Raw genomic sequence first — 17,314 nt, 5'->3', positions numbered from 1 at the left:
CTTACACAAATTGGAATTTATCTTTGTTCTATTATTTCTAATAGTCTTCTTACATAATCACCTGCATGGTTTATTGAAAACTCTCCATGATACATATTAGGAAGAACTTGTATAGAACTATTCTGTAGTTTTTTATGAATTAGTTCTGCTGACTTTTTCATTGAGTGATTTTCTTTTTCTCCGACAAAAATATGAACTATTGCTTCGCTCTCTTCAATCCCATCTTTTAAGGAATATAATGAGTTTTCCTGTAAAAAAGCAATCATATCGCCTTTTGTTATTGCACAAGTATCTTTGTAATAATTATCAAACAAATGCTGCTTTATTCGCAATGATTTGAATTGTAATTTTGAAAACCATTTATATTTTATCAAACCATAACAACCCCCAAACGCAGGCTTAATCATAAAATATGTGAATTTTGAAGGTATTACAGGTGCGCTTTCCACTATTGCATACTTACATATATCCTTACGTTGAGATAAAATTTCAAGTAAAATCTGTCCTCCAAGTGATAGTCCTCCAATCAATAAAACGGAACCATCCAGTTTATCATTTATAAATTCTATAATCTCTAAAGCGTTATTTTCTATCGTTGTAAATCGTTTATCACTTCCTGCATGACCGTCTAATATAGGTATAATTATATGATAATTCGTTTGTAGCATTTCAGCAATTTCTTTGTAATTCCACCATGACAAACCACCTCCATGTAAGAGGATAATTACATTACTATTTCCTTTCCCATATTCAACATAGTTCAACCTTTTCACCTCGCTGTAAAAATCAAATTTGTCTTTTCCTCATGATACCTTTTCTGTCAGCCATTGAGAAGATATTTTCATTATTCCTGATAAAAATATCTGCAGCTACTAAATAAGAAAGCGTAACCCGGCAGCCGGTGAAGGCCAGCGGGTTCCTGTCCTTTATTCCTTTGGTATGACGAACTTATATCCGGTATGGATCACGGTCTGGATATAAACCGGCTGCGCCGGATCAGGCTCTATCTTCTTGCGGAGCTGGTGGATGATACTGACAACAGAACAGGCCCATTTGCGCGGGATTATGCACAGCACACAGTAGTCAACGGTTGAAAAACCGGTGCCAACGGGCCGGTTCGCGACCGTCAAACGCGATACACTCGTTACCAGGACGCGTTGTCTTATTCGATTTTCCATTCACACAACCAATAAAACAACGCGGCCCCTACCCTCCACCTACACGCCAAAACCGGAAGAGCCAATAAAGGGGTGTTGGTGGGTTAACCCACCAACACCCCCATAGCCACCGGGCTGTCTACTTGACCGCGTCCTGCAATGATGGACGGCCTGCGGCCGACTCATCATTACCTCGCGCCCCTTGGTGGGGCGCTCGGCGCGGTCAACGGACAGCCCACTGGGCTGTCCGTTACTTGACCGCGCCCCTCATTACGCCACTGATGACCCACTTCTGAGCGAAGACGTAGACGATGAGCACCGGGGCCATCGCCATCAGGTAGGAGGCGAACGCCATCGGATAGTTCGACGTGAACTGGCTCTGGAACACGTACTGCGCCAGCGGGATCGTCTGGTTGCCCTGATCGGTCAGCGTGATCAACGGCAGCAGGAAGTCGTTCCACGCCCACAGCACGGTCAGGATGGCGATCGTGGAGTTGATCGGGCCCATCAGCGGGAAGATGATGGTCCAGAAGATGCGCCAGGTGCTGGCGCCGTCCACGCGGGCGGCCTCCTCCAACGACACCGGGATCGAGCGGATGAAACCGATGGCGATGAACAGGTTGGTGCCCAGGCCCAGGATGGTGTACAGCAGCATCAGTCCGAGCTGGTTGTCCAGATGCAGCGAACCCATCTGATGCGCGATCGGCAGCATGATGACGGTGAACGGCACGAACATCATGGCCAGGAAGAAGTAGTACAGGAAGCGGAAGAACCGCTTGTCCATGTTCCGGGCCACCGCATACGCCACGAACGTGTTCGTCAGCAGCGTCAGGCAGACGGCCACCACGGTGATGATCGCCGAGTTGAGCGCCGCCTTCGGATAGTTGATGTAGTTCCACGCATCGGCGAAGTTATGCCATTCCCAGGTGGTCGGCAGGCTGAACGTGCCGGCCTCGGCCGGCGTCTTCAGCGCGGTGACGATCGTGAAGTACAGCGGGATGAGGATGGTCAGCGAGAACACGGCCACGACCGCGGTCAGCCACCAGTTAATCTTATGATCCTTGCGGAACCCCTCGCTCTTGGTGTACCGCTTCGCCGCCTTGGGCGACTTCGTTGTGCTGGTCATCAGATCTGCTCCTTGCCGCTGAAGAACTTCAACTGGATGAATGCGAGGATGGCCAGGACGATGAAGAACGTCACGGCGTTGGCCATCTGGTAGGCGTACTCGCCGTTGCCCAGGCCGTTCTGGAAGATGAGGTACGAGACCGTTTCGGTCTTGGAATCCGGACCGCCGCCGGTCAGGGCGATGACCTGGTCGAACATGCTCAGGGCATTCTTCAGGCTGAGCACCATGTTGATCGTGAAGAAGGGGCCAATCAGCGGGAACGTGATCTGCCAGAACTTCTGCCAGGCGTTCACGCCGTCGATGTCGGCCGCCTCATAGACCTCGGTGTCGATGGTCTGCAGGCCGGCCAGGTACAGCAGCGTGGAGTAGGCCACGCCCTGCCAGATCGACAGGAACGCGATCGGGAACCACGCCAGATCCGGGTTGGTCAGCAGCGACGTGGACAGCCAGTCGATGCCGAGCGCCTGGCCGATCTCGGGGATCGGGACCATGAAGATGTACTTGAACACGTAGCCGATGACCAGCACGGCCAGCGTGTACGGCACGAAGAAGATTGCACGGAAGCCGTTCTTGAACGCGATCTTCGAGTTGAGCAGCACCGCCAGGAACAGGCCGAGGAAGTTCTGCCCGATGGTGATCACCACCGCCATCACGATGGTGAAGATGTACGCGTTGCCCACGCGGCTGTCGGAGAACATCGCGATGAAGTTCTTCAGACCGATGAAATCCCAGGTGCCGTATCCCTGCGAGTTGGTGAGCGAGTAGAACGCGCCCTGCAGGAACGGCCAGTACAGGAAGATCGCGACCAGGATCGCCGCGGGCACGGTCATCCAGTAGAACGCCGGATCGACCTTGCGGGTGGAGTACCGGCTGACCTTTTTCTTTGTTGCCTTTGCCATTGTTGTCTCCTACCTGAAGTTACGGGCCTGGACCTTGTCGTACTCGGTCTGCATCGAGTTGAGGAACTGGTCGACGTTGCCGGTGTTCACCAGCGTCTGCAGGAAGCCGGCGATGTTGATCGACGAGGACATGTAGTGGTCGCAGAAGTCGGTGATCCGGTTCTCCTCGAAGAACGGCAGCACGGTCTCCAGCGCCGGTTCGCCCACGTAGGTCTCCTTGAGCGGGCCGAATGCGGACTGCGCGTCGCAGTAGTCCTCGAGCGTCTTCTCCTCCATCAGGAAGTCCACGAACTCGCGGGCCTCGTCGTAATGGTCGGTGTGCGCGCCGATGGTCAGCATCACGTCGTCGCCGGCGGTCAGCTTCTGCTCGTCCGCGTCGTCGGTGGCCGGCATCTGCGCGAAGACCAGCTCCATATCCGGGTTGATCAGTCGCACCTGCGGGATGGCGTAGGTGCCCAGCGGCAGGGTGGCCGCCTTGCCGTTGGCGAAGTCCTGCGTGGCCTGCTGGTAGGTGACCGAAGGATTGGTCTGCGTGTAGTTCTGGAAGATCTCGACGAGCTTCTCGCTCACCGGCCGCCACAGGTCACCGAAGGTCTTGGTACCGTCCTTGATGTTCTGGTATTCGCTCTCCGGCACCAGCGTGGAGTTCAGCGACGACAGCGGCGCCTGCAGGGTCCATGCCTCGGCCATCGACGCCTCCACCGGGGTGATGCCGGCGTCCTTGAACGTCTGGAGCGCGTCCAGATACTCCGACCAGGTGGTAGGGGGGTTGTACGGGTCCAGACCGACCGACTCCCACAGCTCCACGTTGATGATGTATCCGGAGGCGTTGCCCGCGTACGGGATCGCGTACAGGCGCTTGCCGTCCGGGTCGTCGGTCTGCACGAGGTTCTTGGCGATGTTGACCATGCCCTCGTTCAGCTCGTCGACGATCGGATCGTCGGTGAAATCATGGAACACGCCGGCCTCGGCCAACAGACCGTAGTTGATGTCGCCGTTGATGGTGATCACGTCCGGCTCGCGGTCCTTGACCAGACGGGTGCGCAGATCGGTGACCGCGTTCGGGGAGTTGTTCACCGTGATCTTGATATTCGGATGCGTCTCCTCGAATTCCCGCGCCTTCTGCGTGAACCAGTCGCTGGCTTCGGTCTTGTACTGGAAGAAATCAATCGTCACCGTGCCAGCATCAGCCGCACCACATCCCGCAAGGGATGCACCCAACGCGACCGCAACGGCGGCTCCGGCGAGGCGACGCGGCCAGCGCGATGCCGGGTGTTGCCGTCCCGGCTCCGCGGCGGACCACCGCATCGTACGGAAAACAGGTTGCATTATCGACTCCTTTATCCTCATGTCCCGGCCAGGGCATCGTTACCCTGTCCCGTGTTCAACGGTGCCACCCCGGCTTTTTCATTCCCAGTCTTGGCGTGCCCACCACCAATCCGCAACAAAATGGACCGTCATTTCTTTCAGACGGAAAGAAAATACCTATACTGGTAATCAGCACACACGTCAGGGAGATGTATGGACACCAACCTCAGCCGCACAGACCGAACCGACCTCCACGTCATGGAGTTCCCCCACTGGTTCCACCGGTCGGACCACACCCACCGCGTCGCCGCCGCCATCCTCAAGCACGGGCCGATCGCCCGGACCACGCTGGCCCAGGACCTGGGGCTGTCCCAAGGCGCACTGTCGCGCATCACCAGCGACCTGATCTACGACGGCGTCGTCGAGGAGTCCTCCACGGAACCCGACGGAGCCGCCGAGCCACGCGAGCGGCGCGGCAGACCGCAGACCGCGCTGCGCATCCGTCAGAACGCGCGCACCTTCGTCGGCGTCAAAATCAACGCGCACCTGGCCACCGCGGTCGCCATCGACGCGCGCAGCATCATCGTCTCACGCCCGCACAGCCACGCGATCGCAGAACAGACGCCTGACGTCCTGGCTCATACCGTCGCCGAACTGGTGACCGCATGCACGGCCGATCTGGCGGATGCGCACCTGCCAACGCCGACGGCCATCGGTATCGCCGTCGGCGGCCATATCGTAGACGACACCATCGTGACCTTCGCGCCGTTCCTGCACTGGGAGGGGCGGATACCGTTCGCCGCACTCGTCGAGCAGGCGACCGGACTGCCCACGCGCCTGTACAACGACATCGACTCGCTGCTCGTCGACGCCTGCTGGTTCGGCGGCGGCGTGGGGTATGACAACTTCGCGATCCTCACCATCGGGACCGGCATCGGCTATTCGCTGGCCTTCCACGGCACGCCGATCAACTACCCCGACAAGACATACGGTCTGGCCGGACATATCCTGATCGACCCGGACGGCCCCCGCTGCGTGTCAGGGCACCGCGGCTGCGCGCAATGCCTGACCAGCGACTCCATTGCGGAGGAATACTCGCAGATGATCGGCAAGGCCGTCACCTTCGACGACTTCGGTCGCGATGCCCGAGCGGGACGGGCGCTGGCCACCAGACTGGTGAACCGCACCTGCTTCCGGCTGGGCACGCTGATCGCCGCCATCGCCAACCTGGCCATGCCGGACAAGGTGATGATCGCCGGCGAGTCCGCGTTCATCGCCCGGTTAGGCACCGACGCCATCCGCGACGGCATCAACAACTACCGGCACAACCAGAGCGCCCCGGTGATCTTCGAGATCATCGACCACGATTGGGCGCTCTGGGCCAAGGCGGCGGCCAGCCGCGTCCTCATCCGCTACATCAAGCGCTGACGCGGTCGCCGCGTTACCGCTTCACGGCAGTGAACAACACGGCCTGAGCGGGCTGAGCCGTCAAGCGGGGAGCCCAGTGGGCTCCCCGTAGGCGAAGTGAGCGGTCGCCAAGACCGCGAAGGCATCCCGCGTAGGCCGTGTCACTGCCTCACGGCGGTGAACAGCACAGCCTGCGCGGGATGCAGGGACGGCGGGCGGATGCCGTAGGTCTGCAGCGCGCGGCCGGTCAGGCACACGCCGTCGTCGTTCCACCAGCCGAGCGGCGACTGGCCGTTGGTGATGTCGAGACTCTGCCCATCGGTGACGTTGAGCTTCAACTCACGGTTCATGTCCAGCGGCGTCACCCGGTACACCGCATCCGGGTCCAAACCGGGCAGACGCACCGGAGCGGCCGGATAGGTCTGCGATGTGGTCAGCTGGGTGAACCGGTACACGGCGCGGGCCTTGTCGGCACTGACCACGCCGTCCAGACGGACCGCGGGATCGCCCTCGTCGCCATGCACCACCGTGCCGGTGGCGAAATCGGCGCGATGGCGCTTGTACTCGGCCACCCATACGCCCAGCTTGTCCAGGTCGCCCTGCGGCTCCTTCAGCAGGTTCCACTCAATGCCCATATGCCCGAAGAACGCCATGGCCATGCGCATCTCCTGGCTCGTGCTGCGATGCGTGGAATGCGCGGGGCTGGCGCCCACATGCTCGCCGATCATCTCCGGCGGCACCAGCAGCGACGTGTAGCGCTGGATGTCGGCGCGCTCCACCGGGTCCACGCAGTCGGAGGCCCAGATGCGGTCCGCCACCTCCAGGATGCCCAGGTCCACACGGCCGCCGCCCGACGAGCAGCTCTCGATCTCCAGACCGGGGTGCGCGGCCTTCAGATCACGGAAGATGCGGTAGACGGCCAACGTCTGCTCGTGCACGGCGGGACGCGCGTTCTCCGGCGAGAACGCCTCGGTGACCAGCTTGTTGTGGTCCCACTTGATATAGTCGATGCCCAATTCTTCGACCAGCTTGTCCATGCAGTCGTACACGTAGTCGTAGGCCTCCGGGTTGGTCAGATCGACGACCTGCTGGCAACGGCCCTGCATCGGCAGGCGGTTGGCCGTGGGCTTGAGCACCCAATCCGGATGGTTGCGGAACATCTCGGAATCCGGATTCACCATCTCCGGCTCGAACCACAGGCCGAACTGCATGCCCTTGCCATGCACGTAATCGGCGAGCGCCTTGAGGCTCTTCGGGCCTTCGGGCCATACCGACTGGGCGATCTGCCAGTCGCCCAGGCCGGAGGTGTCGTCACGACGGGAGCCGAACCAGCCGTCGTCCACCACGAAACGCTCCACGCCGCTGTCGGCGGCCTTGTCGGCGAGCGCGACCAGCGTGTCATAGTTCTGGTCGAAGTACACGGCCTCCCAGGTGTTGAGGATCACCGGACGCGGCTTGATGGCCATCTCGGGATGGCAGGAGCGCACATACCGGTGGAAGCGGGAGGCGACCTCGTTCAGGCCGTCGCCGTACGCGCCATACACCCACGGCGTCTCGTATGCGCCGTCGTGGGGCAACGTCACTTCGCCGCCGAACAGGATCTCCCCGCCGCCGATCACGGGCTGCGTATAGGGCAGACGTTCGGCGGACAGCAGGCTGTTGCCGCTCCATGCCACATGTGTGGAGTACACCTCACCGTGTTCGAATCCGAATCCGGGGGCGCCCACTGTCAGCAGCAGCGAGGCGTCGAAGTCGGGGCGGCCGGCCACATAGGTGCGCTGGAACCGGCCGATGGTCAGCGGCTGGCGCTGCGGGGAGCGCTCGCGCAGGTGGTGGCCGGTGGTGGTCAGGATCTCGGTGGCCCAGCCGGGGACGGCGAAGCCGAGTTCGACCTTGCCGATTTCCAGTTCGCCGTAGGCCAGGTTGCGGATGGCGGCACGCTGGCGGAGCAGACCGGAGGGGTCGAGCTCCATCGTCCAGGTCAAGGCCACCTGCTGTTCGGCGTCCTCGGCGGTCACAGTGACGGCGGGGCGATCGCCTTCGGTCAATGTGATGTCGGTCACGGTGAACCGGCAGAACACCTCCACGCCGTCGCGGCGCAGCGCCAGGCGCGGTTCGCCGATCCAAGCCTCCGCCTGAGTCGGCAGCACGCTCGGCCACGGCGTGTAATCGAGCGCGCCGGACACGCGCTGGGGGCGCAGGGCGTCGGCGGCGTCCACGACCGTTTCAGGGTGAGTCATGGGGCGGCCCCAGTACACAAGCCGCGGCAGTTCCCCTTCGGGGAACGCCAACGCAAACGCCACGCCGGCTTCGGGCTGCTCCGCATACACCGCAACCACGGCGGCGGATTCATTGGACAATGCAACGATGCGCGCCATTGCACCACTCCTTCATGGGTTGGATCGGTTGGTCGATGGTTCCGATGGTAGAGCGAACGGCTTTATTTGACCGGCAACGGAGTGTTCTGAGTTTTGGAAAAAAATAAGGGTTCGCACTATCTCGAATTACGACAATCGCAGTGGCGGAATTTCAACCCTCACCACCCGATGCCGCAGGGTGGTGCGAATCCGTCTCAGCGACGCGACGCAAAAAACTCCCCCAGGAGGGCCGCGCACTCCCCTTCCCGGACACCGCCGATGACCTCGGGGCTATGGCCGATGTGCGGATCGCGCGGAATGTCCCACACCGAGCCGCAGGCGCCCAGCTTGGCGTCCCACGCGCCGAACACGATGCGCCCGATATGCGTCTGCAGGCAGGCGCCCGCGCACATCGGACACGGCTCCAGCGTCACGACCAGCGTGCAGTCGGCCAGATTCCATGCCCGACGGGCATCGGCCACGCCCACGCGAACCGCGTCCGCCCCCGGACCGGTCGCATCCGTGTCCGGACGTGGGCCGGTCGCATCGGCAGTCGCCACGATCGGCCCCGACTCCGCAACGCGTCGGCGTGCGGCCTGCCGCATCGCCAGCACTTCGGCGTGGGCCAACGGATCGCCGTTGTCCTCACGCCGGTTCCGCCCCTCGCCGATCACGCGGCCCTCGGCGTCGAGCACCACGGCGCCCACCGGCACATCGCCCTCGGCCGCGGCCTGCTGCGCAAGCGCCAATGCGCGCCCCATCGCCTCGTCGTTCGTCATGCTGTCCAGTCTAACGGCCGCGCGTTCACGCAATCGGCGGGTTTCCCTACGATGAGTACTAAGCGGCGTTCGCGCCTGGCCACAGCCCATCCGGCCACCGCCGCGCAGAGAGGAGCACCATGGATACATTCACCCTGATTCTCTGTGTGTTGGCCGCGGTGGTGCTCTCCTCGTTCCTGAGCCGGTTCCTGCCGAAGATCTCGACGCCACTGGTGCAGATCGCGCTCGGTGTGCTGGCCACCTACCTGCCGTTCTTCCCCGACACCGAACTCGACCCCGAACTGTTCATGGTGTTGTTCATCGCGCCCCTGCTGTATCTGGAGGCGCATGAAATCGACAAATCGGCGTTGTTCAAGTCGTTGAAGATCTCGCTGTCGCTGGCCATCGGTTTGGCGATCGCCACCATGGTGGCCGTGGGATTCACCGTGCACACGTTCTGGCCGGCGATTCCGCTGGCCGCGGCGTTCGCGCTCGGCGCCGCGCTGGGGCCGACCGACGCGGTGGCGGTCAGTTCGCTGGGCAAGGAGGCAGCGCTGACCCAACGCCAGCTCAGCGTGCTCAAGGGCGAATCGCTGTTCAACGACGCCTCCGGCATTGTGGGCTTCCAGTTCTCGATCCTGGCCGCGGTGACCGGCGTCTTCTCGTTCGGCGAGGCGGCCGGCGAATTCGTGGTCTCGTTCATCGGCGGCACGTTGTTCGGTCTGGCCGTCGGCCTTGTGGTCAACTGGCTGTTCGAGACGATCCGCTCGCTGGGTTGGGAGACCACGACCACGCGCATCCTGATGGAGCTGTTCCTGCCGTTCCTGCTGTATCTGGCGGCGGAGGACATCGCCCACGTCTCCGGCATCCTGGCGGTGGTGGCCTGCGGGCTGTTGATCCGGTTCGACCACACCGGCATCGGTCCGAACGTGGCGCGCACCAACATCGTCTCCTCCAGCGTGTGGGCGGTGCTCTCGTTCAGCCTGAACGGCGCGGTGTTCATCCTGTTGGGCATGCTGCTGCCGGATGCGATGAGCCGCAGCTGGGAGGATCCGGGGGTCAGCAATCCGATGCTGATCTCGGTGATTCTGCTGGTGGCGCTGGTGGTGATTGCGATGCGCTTCCTATGGGTGGCGGCGGTGCTGCGCGTCACCAAGGACCAGCACACCGGCAGGCGCCGGCGCATGACGCCCGAACGGTGGCGTTCCGCCGCCGTGATGACGTTCGGCGGACCGAAGGGCACGATCACACTGTCCCTGATGCTGACCATCCCGTTCTTCACGGCGGCCGGCGACCTGTTCCCGATGCGCGACGAGCTGATCTTCATCGCCTCCGGCGTCATCATCGTCACCCTGCTGCTGGCGAACTTCCTGCTGCCGCTCATCGCGCCGAACCGTGGCACGGACGATTCGCACGAGATCACCGAGATCACCATCGACGTGCTGCGGCGCACCGTGGAGGAGCTGACCCAGCGCATCACCCCGGAGAATCGACGCGCGGTGCTGATGGTCATCGACTCGTACACCAAACGCATCACCCGGCTCAAGCAGCGCATCGGCGGCGTGGATCCGCACGGCTTCGAGCAGCTGCAGATCGACGCACTGTACTGGGAGAAGGACTTCATCAAGGAACGGCTGGCCACGCTGCGGGCGCAGCCCTCCCCCGACGGCCACGATCGGGATCTGGGCATCGAGGCCTGCGAGCGCATGCTCGATCAGATCATGGACACCCTGCGTCATGCGGCCGACCACGATTCCTCGGGGCACGCGGTCTCCCAGATCCGTGGACGCGTGCGCGCCCTGCAGCGCCGCACGCAGGCGCTCACCCGCCGCGTCATCAGCAAGATCCAGCGCACCACGCCGTTGCTCAGCGAGGATGAGGTGACCGAGCGCGTACGCGCGCTGCAGGTCGAGGCCATCGAGCACGTCATCAATCGCCTGTACGACGAGATCCGCGGCACCCGGTACAGCACCGAGCACTGCTCGCTGCTGCTGCTCGACTACCGGCGCGCGGAGGCCACGCTCCGGGCGCGGCCGAACGTCGGCGCCGGCGCGGCCGCGTTCACGATGGCCGATGATGTCAAACGAGAGAGCTACGGCATCGAGATGGGCATCATCCAGGACATGTTCGAGGCGGGCGACATCACGCGCGCGCAGGCCCGCGCGTTGCGCCGCAACGTGTACGTGATGAGCGTGGACGCCGACGCCAGCCTCTGATCCGTCGAATCCCGCCGGCTACATGATGCCGGAGGCGATATCGTGCGTGACCAGCCATCGGCGGATGTCGGCCAGCTCCTCCAGATTCACCGCATGGTCCAGGTCCCGGTAGCACTGGGACGTCAGCCACGTATGCTCCTCCAGCCAGGCCGCAGTGGCGTGCAGCTCGCTGCGGGGGATGATCCCGTCGCGGGCGCCGTACCCGTAGAACATCGGCGTCTCCCGCTCGGCCAAGCGATCGTCCGCCGGCGCGGTGCCGGCCACGATGCCGGGTGCGAGGAATCCGGACAAGCTGATCGCGGCACGGTAGCGTTCCGGATGCACGCGCAGCAGGTGGATCGCCAGCAGACCGCCCTGGGAGAACCCGATCGGCACCACATCGCGGTCGTCGGCAATGTTCGCCGCCACCCATGCGTCGATCGCGGTCGCCGCCGCGTATGCATCGTAATCGAGGTCTTCGCCGGACGGCACGCAGTCATGGAACCACGAGTACGCGCCCGAGCCGAACCCGAACTCTCCCATGCCGAATCCGGGCAGCCGCAACGGCGCCCGCAACGACGCGAAGTCGTTGTACGGGGCGATATGCCGCATCAGGTCGGCCAGATCCTCCTCGTTGGAGCCCCAACCGTGCAGGCACAGGAACATCGGACGGCGGGGCGCCGCGTTGCCCCCGCCTCGGGACCATACCACGTCGGTCACCGTCAACGGCTCGCCGAACCGGCCCGGCACTACGGTGGATTCACGTCCGATCAAAGGCTGCTGCTCATGCTCGCTCATACCCACACTATATCCCGCCCTCGTTTCATTCACCCCCTCCGGGCTCGGTTACGGATGGTCGGATAAGAAAGAACCCCGGTGGGGTTGACCACCGGGGCGAGAAAGGAGAGAGAAGAAGAAAGGGTTCAATTGTCGGGAACTGCTGCGGCTCCTGGCCAGCTGTTGTGCTGACAGTTATTATGTAACCACCCGATGCTGGGCACATGTCTGAGGTTTTCTGATAAGTTCCTGAGAATTCTGGACGTCAGATGAACATTACCGGACAAAGGCATGACGAACCGCGCTGTAACACAGGTCATCTGTCCCAAGGGCGTTGCCCGTCACGATGCCATCTCGCCCATCTAGGCGGCGTTTGCGTCTGCGGGACGCTAGACTGGTGAGCAGAGAACACGTTACATTGCCCGACCGCGCGACCGGATGGATGCGCGGCAATGCAAAGGAGACTCCGATGCTGCTGTCCGATCGCGACATTCTGGCCGCCCAGGCCGATGGTCATATCTCGCTGGACCCGTGGACGCCCGAGATGGTTCAGCCCGCGTCGATCGATGTACGGCTCGACCGCTTCTTCCGCCTGTTCAACAACCACGCCTACACCTACGTGGATCCGGCGGAGAATCAGGGGGCGCTGACCGAGCAGTTCGAAGTGGCTTCGGATGAACCGTGGATCCTGCACCCTGGCGAATTCGCGTTGGGCTCCACCTGGGAGTACGTCAAGCTGGACAACACGATCGCCGCCCGTCTGGAAGGCAAGAGCTCGCTGGGGCGTCTGGGTATCCTGACGCATTCGACGGCCGGGTTCATCGACCCGGGCTTTGAGGGGCATATCACGTTGGAGCTCTCGAACGTGAGCACGTTGCCGGTGAAGCTGTGGCCGGGTATGAAGATCGGCCAGATGTGTTTCTTCCAGCTGTCCTCGCCGGCCGAGCACCCGTACGGCTCCAAGGAGACCGGCTCGCACTACCAGGGCCAGCGAGGCCCGACCCCGAGCCGTTCCTACGTGAACTTCTACAAGGCCGACATCACCGACTGAGCATGGCACCGGCGCTGTTGCACTGCAACGAATAGGCCAGTTAGCTACCATATGGCAAGGCGCCCGCCCCAATCAACGGGGCGGGCGCCTTAGCGTTTCGGATCAGGCCATCAGGCCGTCAGGCCTGGGCGGAAAGCCGGGCTCAGTGGCTCAGCTCCTTGCCACGCGCCTTGTCGATGGCGCGCATGATGGCCTTGTAGATCTCGGACGCGATGAGCACGAACGCGGCCAGGCAGATGCACTCGACCCAGGCCAGCGGGCTCAGCGGCGTGGTGCCGAACGGGCCGTTGAGGAACGGCACGTAGATCACCAGCAGCTGCAGCACGACGGACAGGGCGATCGCGCCCCACAGCCACTTGTTCGAGAACAGGCCGACGAACGCGGACTGGCGCGACGAACGCGAGGCAATCGCGTTGAACAGCTGGGCGAACACGAGAATCGTGAAGCCCATCGTGCGGGCCTCGGTCAGCTGGGCCTCGTGGCCGAGAGCGTCCACGGAGCGGTCGGTGAACAGGCCGCCGGCCAGGTGCATGTCCATGCCGATCAGCGTGACGGCGGCCATGATGATGCCGATGAACGCGATGTCGATCCACATATCGCGGTCAATCACGTGGTCGGTGAGCTTGCGCGGCTTGCGGTTCATGACGTCCTCGGTCTGCGGGTCGACGCCCATGGCCAGGGCCGGGGCGGCGTCGGTCAGCAGGTTGATCCACAGCAGCTGCGTGGCGAGCAGCGGCAGGGTCACGCCGGTGGACTCGGGCTGGGTGATGCCCAGCACGCCGGCCAGCATGACGCCGCCGAACACGGTGAACACCTCACCGACGTTGGAGCTCAGCAGGTAGCGCAGGAACTTGCGGATGTTGTCGAAGATGCCGCGGCCTTCGCGCACGGCGGCCACGATGGTGGAGAAGTTGTCGTCCGCCAGGATCATCTTGGCGGATTCCTTCGTGACCTCGGTGCCGGTGATGCCCATGGCCACGCCGATGTCGGCGGTCTTGACGGCCGGGGCGTCGTTGACGCCGTCGCCGGTCATGGCGGCGATGTTGCCCTGACGCTGCAGCGAGGACACGATCTTGAGCTTGTGCTCCGGGGCCACGCGGGCGTAGACGGAGACCTCGGAGGTGGCCTTGTCGAACTCCTCGTCGGTGGTCAGTGCGTCCAGCTGGTCGCCGGTCAGCGCCTTGCCGTCCTTGGCGATGATGCCGAGGTCGGAGGCGATGCGGGCGGCGGTCAGCGGGTGGTCGCCGGTGATCATGACGGTGCGGATGCCGGCGCGGCGGGCCTCGGCCACGGAGTCGCGCACCTCGGTGCGCGGCGGGTCGATGATGCCGACCATGCCGGTCCAAATCAGGTCGTTCTCAATGACGTCGCTCTGTTCGGCGATGTCGGAGACCTCGCCGGCGGCGTTGGCGCGGATGCCCGGCACGGCGGCCAGCGACGCGGTCTCAAGCGGGCGGTAGGCCTCGCCGAGGGTACGGTAGGCCTCGCCGGACAGGCGCTCGACGTCGGCCAGGATGTCCTGGCGGTCGCCGTCGGTGAGCGGGCGGACCTGGTTGCCGACCGCGATGCGCGAGCAGAAGCTCAGCAGCACGTCCGGGGCGCCCTTGGCGAACACGGTCAGGTTGCCGCCCTCGGTGTTGTCCTTGGCGATGATCGACATGCGCTTGCGCTCGGAGGTGAACGGCACCTCCGCCACGCGGGTGAAGCGCTCGGTGGCCTTGTCGGCCTTGGTCTTGCGGGCCGCGACGATCAGCGACACCTCGGTCGGATCGCCGACGATCTCCCACTTGCCGTTGTTCTCGCGCAGGTCGCCGTCGTTCGCCAGCGTGCCGGCGACAAGCGTCGACAGCACCTCGGCGCGCACGGCCTCGCTGACGTCGGAACCGTCCACGCCGACCATCTGGCCGACCGGCGCGTAGCCGGTGCCGGTGATCGAGACCTCGCCGGACGGGGTGACGACGCGCTCGACGGTCATCTCGTTACGGGTCAGCGTACCGGTCTTGTCGGAGCAGATCACGGAGGCGGAGCCCAGCGTCTCCACGGAGCTGAGCTTCTTGACGATGGCGTGGTGCTTGGCCATGCGCTGCACGCCGAGCGCGAGCACGACGGTCATGATGGCGGCCAGGCCCTCGGGCACGGCGGCCACGGCCAGCGAGACGGCCAGCAGCAGCGAGTCGATGACGTCCTCGATGCCGGTGAAGCCTTCGGTGATGAACAGGGCCACGATCACCAGCGCGGCGATGATGCACACGGCGATGCCGAGGATCTTCGAGACGTGCGCAAGCTCCTTCTGCAGCGGGGTGGCCTCATCCTCGGTCTGGGAGAGCATGTCGGCGATCTTGCCGACCTGCGTGTTCATGCCGGTGCCGGTCACGACGGCGCGGCCGGTGCCCTGGGTCACGGACGTGCCGTTGAACACCATGTTGGCGCGGTCGCCGAGGGCCTTGGCGCTTTCCAGCGTCTCCGGCTTCTTGCCGACCGGCACGGATTCGCCGGTCAGGCTCGCCTCTGCGATGCGCAGAGAGGCGGCGGTCAGCAGTCGGCCGTCGGCGGAGACGGTGTCGCCCTCGCCGAGCACGACGATATCGCCGGGGACGACCTCGGAGGTGTTCACGCGCACGACCTGGCCGTCACGCAGCACGGAGGTCTGCGGGGCGGTCATCTGGGCGAGCGCGGCCACGGCCTGTTCGGCGCGGGCCTCCTGAATATAGCCGAGCACGGCGTTGACGATCAGGATCAGCACGATCACGATCGAATCGAACGGCAGCGGTTCGCCGCCTTCGGATCCGGGGGCCGCGTTCATGCGCTCTACGAACCACGCGATCGTGGAGATCACGGTGGCGGCCAGCAGCAGGTAGACCAGCGGGTCCTCGAACTGGGCCAGGAACTTCTTCCACTTCGGCACCGGCGGCGCGCTGGCCAGCTCGTTCGGGCCGAACTTCTCAAGACGGCGCTTGGCTTCATCGGAGCTCAGGCCGGTGGCCGGGTCGACGTTCAGCGCCTTGGCTACATCATTGGCATCGGTCAGCGACGGGTCAACGTCATGCAGCAGGGCCTCCTGCGCCTTCGTCGCCTCCGACACATCGGTTTGATCATTGCGATCAACCATGGTTGTTGTTCTCCTCAATAGGCCGCGGAGTATTCAGTCCTCCCGACGCGGGCGGCGTGCGCACACGGCCGAGTCACGACTGCGCGGATATGGGCGCCGGGGCTTTTGCCGCCGACGCATACCCAGCCATTATAAGCAAAGCCCTCTACCCGGTGCGAGCCACGGAAACCGGTCATATCAGCGGTTTCTGCCCCGTTCCGGTCACCCCCGCGCCACCCCGACGCCCGCCACTGCGAGATAGCTCACACCCGTACGCGGACCGGATGCGGCCGCGGCGTGCCACACTGGAATCATGAACGCACAACCCTCATCGCCCACCACACCCTCCGCCCGGCCCGTGGATCCGCTGTTCCCCGGGCGCACCTTCGTGAGCACCGTGCTCGACGCACTGGATAGCAAGAAGACGATGACCGGCGAGCTGACGAGCAAGTACCTGCAGCGGGCCATCATGGCCGGCCTGTTCGTGGGCATCTTCTTCACGACGTACTTCGCGATCGTCGCGGCGTTCTCGACGGCCGGAGCCCCGGCCTGGGCGCCGGCGGCGGGCCGCGTGCTCGGCGCGGTCACCTTCGGCTGGGCGCTGGTACTCATCTTCTACACGAACTCGGAACTGCTCACCTCGAACATGATGATCGTGTCGATCGGCGCCTACCATCACCGCATCGGGTGGGCGCGGTCCCTGCGGATTCTGGCGCTGTGCTTCGCGGGCAATCTGATCGGCGGGCTGGTCGTGGCGGCGCTGCTGCGCTGCTCGACCGTGACCGACGGCATGGTGCTCGAACAGATGGTCGCCGCCGTCCAGCTGAAGACCGGATACCTCCAGGCCGGGGCGGCCGGCGTGGCCGATTTGTTCGTGCGGGCGATCCTGTGCAACTTCTGCATCAACGTTGGCATGCTGATGGTCTACAACGGCAAGCTCACCAACGATTTCACCAAATGCGTGATCATGGTGACGGTGGTCTTCGTATTCGCGTTCCTCGGATTCGAGCATTCGGTGGCCGACTCGGTGCTGTTCCTCATCGCGGGGTTGCACGGCGTGGGCGATCCGTTGCTTGAGGTCGCGGCGGTCGGCGTGATCCTGCTGGGCAACTTCGTGGGCGGCGGCGTGCTGATCGGTCTGAACTTCGCCGTCATGAACGCCGAACCGCACCGCGCAGGTTGAGGGGTGCT

13 protein-coding genes are annotated in these 17,314 nt (G+C 63.3%); 4 read left to right on the top strand and 9 right to left on the bottom strand.

The window, feature by feature from the left end:
• Positions 1-17 precede the first annotated feature (17 nt).
• The 5 genes from BIGA_RS09360 to BIGA_RS07810 all read right to left on the bottom strand — a co-directional run bounded on the left by BIGA_RS09360 (position 18) and on the right by BIGA_RS07810 (position 4,490).
• A complete protein-coding gene (locus BIGA_RS09360; RefSeq protein ID WP_081929592.1) occupies positions 18-764 on the bottom strand; it encodes an alpha/beta fold hydrolase in 747 nt (248 codons plus the stop codon).
• 162 nt (positions 765-926) lie between these two features.
• Positions 927-1,178, bottom strand: a complete 252-nt coding sequence (locus tag BIGA_RS10175; RefSeq protein ID WP_081929588.1) for a winged helix-turn-helix domain-containing protein — start codon at positions 1,176-1,178, stop codon at positions 927-929.
• A 229-nt stretch (positions 1,179-1,407) separates the two neighbouring features.
• Positions 1,408-2,283 carry a carbohydrate ABC transporter permease gene (locus BIGA_RS07820; RefSeq protein ID WP_033507631.1) on the bottom strand — a complete coding sequence of 292 codons (876 nt, stop codon included), beginning with the start codon at positions 2,281-2,283 and terminating at the stop codon, positions 1,408-1,410.
• Positions 2,283-3,182, bottom strand: coding sequence for a carbohydrate ABC transporter permease (locus tag BIGA_RS07815; RefSeq protein WP_033507632.1), 900 nt, complete (start codon positions 3,180-3,182; stop codon positions 2,283-2,285). Before BIGA_RS07815 ends, BIGA_RS07820 begins: the two co-directional genes overlap by 1 nt.
• 9 nt (positions 3,183-3,191) lie before the next feature.
• Positions 3,192-4,490 (bottom strand): ABC transporter substrate-binding protein, encoded by a 1,299-nt coding sequence (locus tag BIGA_RS07810; protein WP_051917187.1) that lies wholly within the window; start codon positions 4,488-4,490, stop codon positions 3,192-3,194.
• 213 nt (positions 4,491-4,703) lie between these two features.
• Between BIGA_RS07810 and BIGA_RS07805 the strand changes: the two genes are divergently transcribed.
• The gene (locus BIGA_RS07805) at positions 4,704-5,918 is read left to right on the top strand and encodes an ROK family transcriptional regulator (protein ID WP_051917186.1); all 1,215 of its coding nucleotides are present in this window, start codon (positions 4,704-4,706) and stop codon (positions 5,916-5,918) included.
• A gap of 140 nt (positions 5,919-6,058) precedes the next feature.
• Here the strand turns inward: BIGA_RS07805 and BIGA_RS07800 are convergent, their stop codons facing one another.
• Both BIGA_RS07800 and BIGA_RS07795 read right to left on the bottom strand, forming a co-directional pair.
• On the bottom strand, positions 6,059-8,275 hold the full coding sequence (locus BIGA_RS07800) for an alpha-galactosidase (RefSeq protein ID WP_034259887.1): 2,217 nt from the start codon (positions 8,273-8,275) through the stop codon (positions 6,059-6,061).
• Between the two features lie 194 nt (positions 8,276-8,469).
• A complete protein-coding gene (locus tag BIGA_RS07795; protein ID WP_033507637.1) occupies positions 8,470-9,033 on the bottom strand; it encodes a nucleoside deaminase in 564 nt (187 codons plus the stop codon).
• A 119-nt stretch (positions 9,034-9,152) separates the two neighbouring features.
• Between BIGA_RS07795 and BIGA_RS07790 the strand changes: the two genes are divergently transcribed.
• Positions 9,153-11,228, top strand: a complete 2,076-nt coding sequence (locus BIGA_RS07790; protein WP_033507638.1) for a Na+/H+ antiporter — start codon at positions 9,153-9,155, stop codon at positions 11,226-11,228.
• Positions 11,229-11,246: 18 nt separating this feature from the next.
• On the opposite strand, the gene BIGA_RS07785 is transcribed toward BIGA_RS07790, so the two are convergent.
• Positions 11,247-12,005, bottom strand: a complete 759-nt coding sequence (locus BIGA_RS07785; protein WP_033507639.1) for an alpha/beta hydrolase — start codon at positions 12,003-12,005, stop codon at positions 11,247-11,249.
• Between the two features lie 448 nt (positions 12,006-12,453).
• Here BIGA_RS07785 and dcd point away from each other — a divergent pair, with 448 nt between their 5' ends.
• A complete protein-coding gene (gene dcd / locus BIGA_RS07780; RefSeq protein WP_033507640.1) occupies positions 12,454-13,035 on the top strand; it encodes a dCTP deaminase in 582 nt (193 codons plus the stop codon).
• A 142-nt stretch (positions 13,036-13,177) separates the two neighbouring features.
• Here dcd and BIGA_RS07775 read toward each other — a convergent pair whose 3' ends face one another.
• The gene (locus BIGA_RS07775) at positions 13,178-16,144 is read right to left on the bottom strand and encodes a cation-translocating P-type ATPase (protein ID WP_033507641.1); all 2,967 of its coding nucleotides are present in this window, start codon (positions 16,142-16,144) and stop codon (positions 13,178-13,180) included.
• Between the two features lie 292 nt (positions 16,145-16,436).
• On the opposite strand from BIGA_RS07775, the gene BIGA_RS07770 reads away from it, so the two are divergent.
• The gene (locus tag BIGA_RS07770) at positions 16,437-17,306 is read left to right on the top strand and encodes a formate/nitrite transporter family protein (RefSeq protein ID WP_051917185.1); all 870 of its coding nucleotides are present in this window, start codon (positions 16,437-16,439) and stop codon (positions 17,304-17,306) included.
• Positions 17,307-17,314: the final 8 nt, after the last annotated feature.

This window comes from Bifidobacterium pullorum subsp. gallinarum (assembly GCF_000741215.1).
Taxonomy (GTDB): Bacteria; Actinomycetota; Actinomycetes; order Actinomycetales; family Bifidobacteriaceae; genus Bifidobacterium; species Bifidobacterium pullorum_B.
This window is presented reverse-complemented; position numbering and strand designations above follow the sequence as displayed.

Bases quoted from the DNA above. Each gene is read 5' to 3' on its own strand.
- BIGA_RS10175 (WP_081929588.1), bottom strand. From the start codon at position 1,178: ATGGAAAATCGAATAAGACAACGCGTCCTGGTAACGAGTGTATCGCGT.
- BIGA_RS07820 (WP_033507631.1), bottom strand. From the start codon at position 2,283: ATGACCAGCACAACGAAGTCGCCCAAGGCGGCGAAGCGGTACACCAAG.
- BIGA_RS07815 (WP_033507632.1), bottom strand. From the start codon at position 3,182: ATGGCAAAGGCAACAAAGAAAAAGGTCAGCCGGTACTCCACCCGCAAG.
- BIGA_RS07810 (WP_051917187.1), bottom strand. From the start codon at position 4,490: ATGCGGTGGTCCGCCGCGGAGCCGGGACGGCAACACCCGGCATCGCGC.
- BIGA_RS07805 (WP_051917186.1), top strand. From the start codon at position 4,704: ATGGACACCAACCTCAGCCGCACAGACCGAACCGACCTCCACGTCATG.
- BIGA_RS07800 (WP_034259887.1), bottom strand. From the start codon at position 8,275: ATGGCGCGCATCGTTGCATTGTCCAATGAATCCGCCGCCGTGGTTGCG.
- BIGA_RS07795 (WP_033507637.1), bottom strand. From the start codon at position 9,033: ATGACGAACGACGAGGCGATGGGGCGCGCATTGGCGCTTGCGCAGCAG.
- BIGA_RS07790 (WP_033507638.1), top strand. From the start codon at position 9,153: ATGGATACATTCACCCTGATTCTCTGTGTGTTGGCCGCGGTGGTGCTC.
- BIGA_RS07785 (WP_033507639.1), bottom strand. From the start codon at position 12,005: ATGAGCGAGCATGAGCAGCAGCCTTTGATCGGACGTGAATCCACCGTA.
- dcd (WP_033507640.1), top strand. From the start codon at position 12,454: ATGCTGCTGTCCGATCGCGACATTCTGGCCGCCCAGGCCGATGGTCAT.
- BIGA_RS07775 (WP_033507641.1), bottom strand. From the start codon at position 16,144: ATGGTTGATCGCAATGATCAAACCGATGTGTCGGAGGCGACGAAGGCG.
- BIGA_RS07770 (WP_051917185.1), top strand. From the start codon at position 16,437: ATGAACGCACAACCCTCATCGCCCACCACACCCTCCGCCCGGCCCGTG.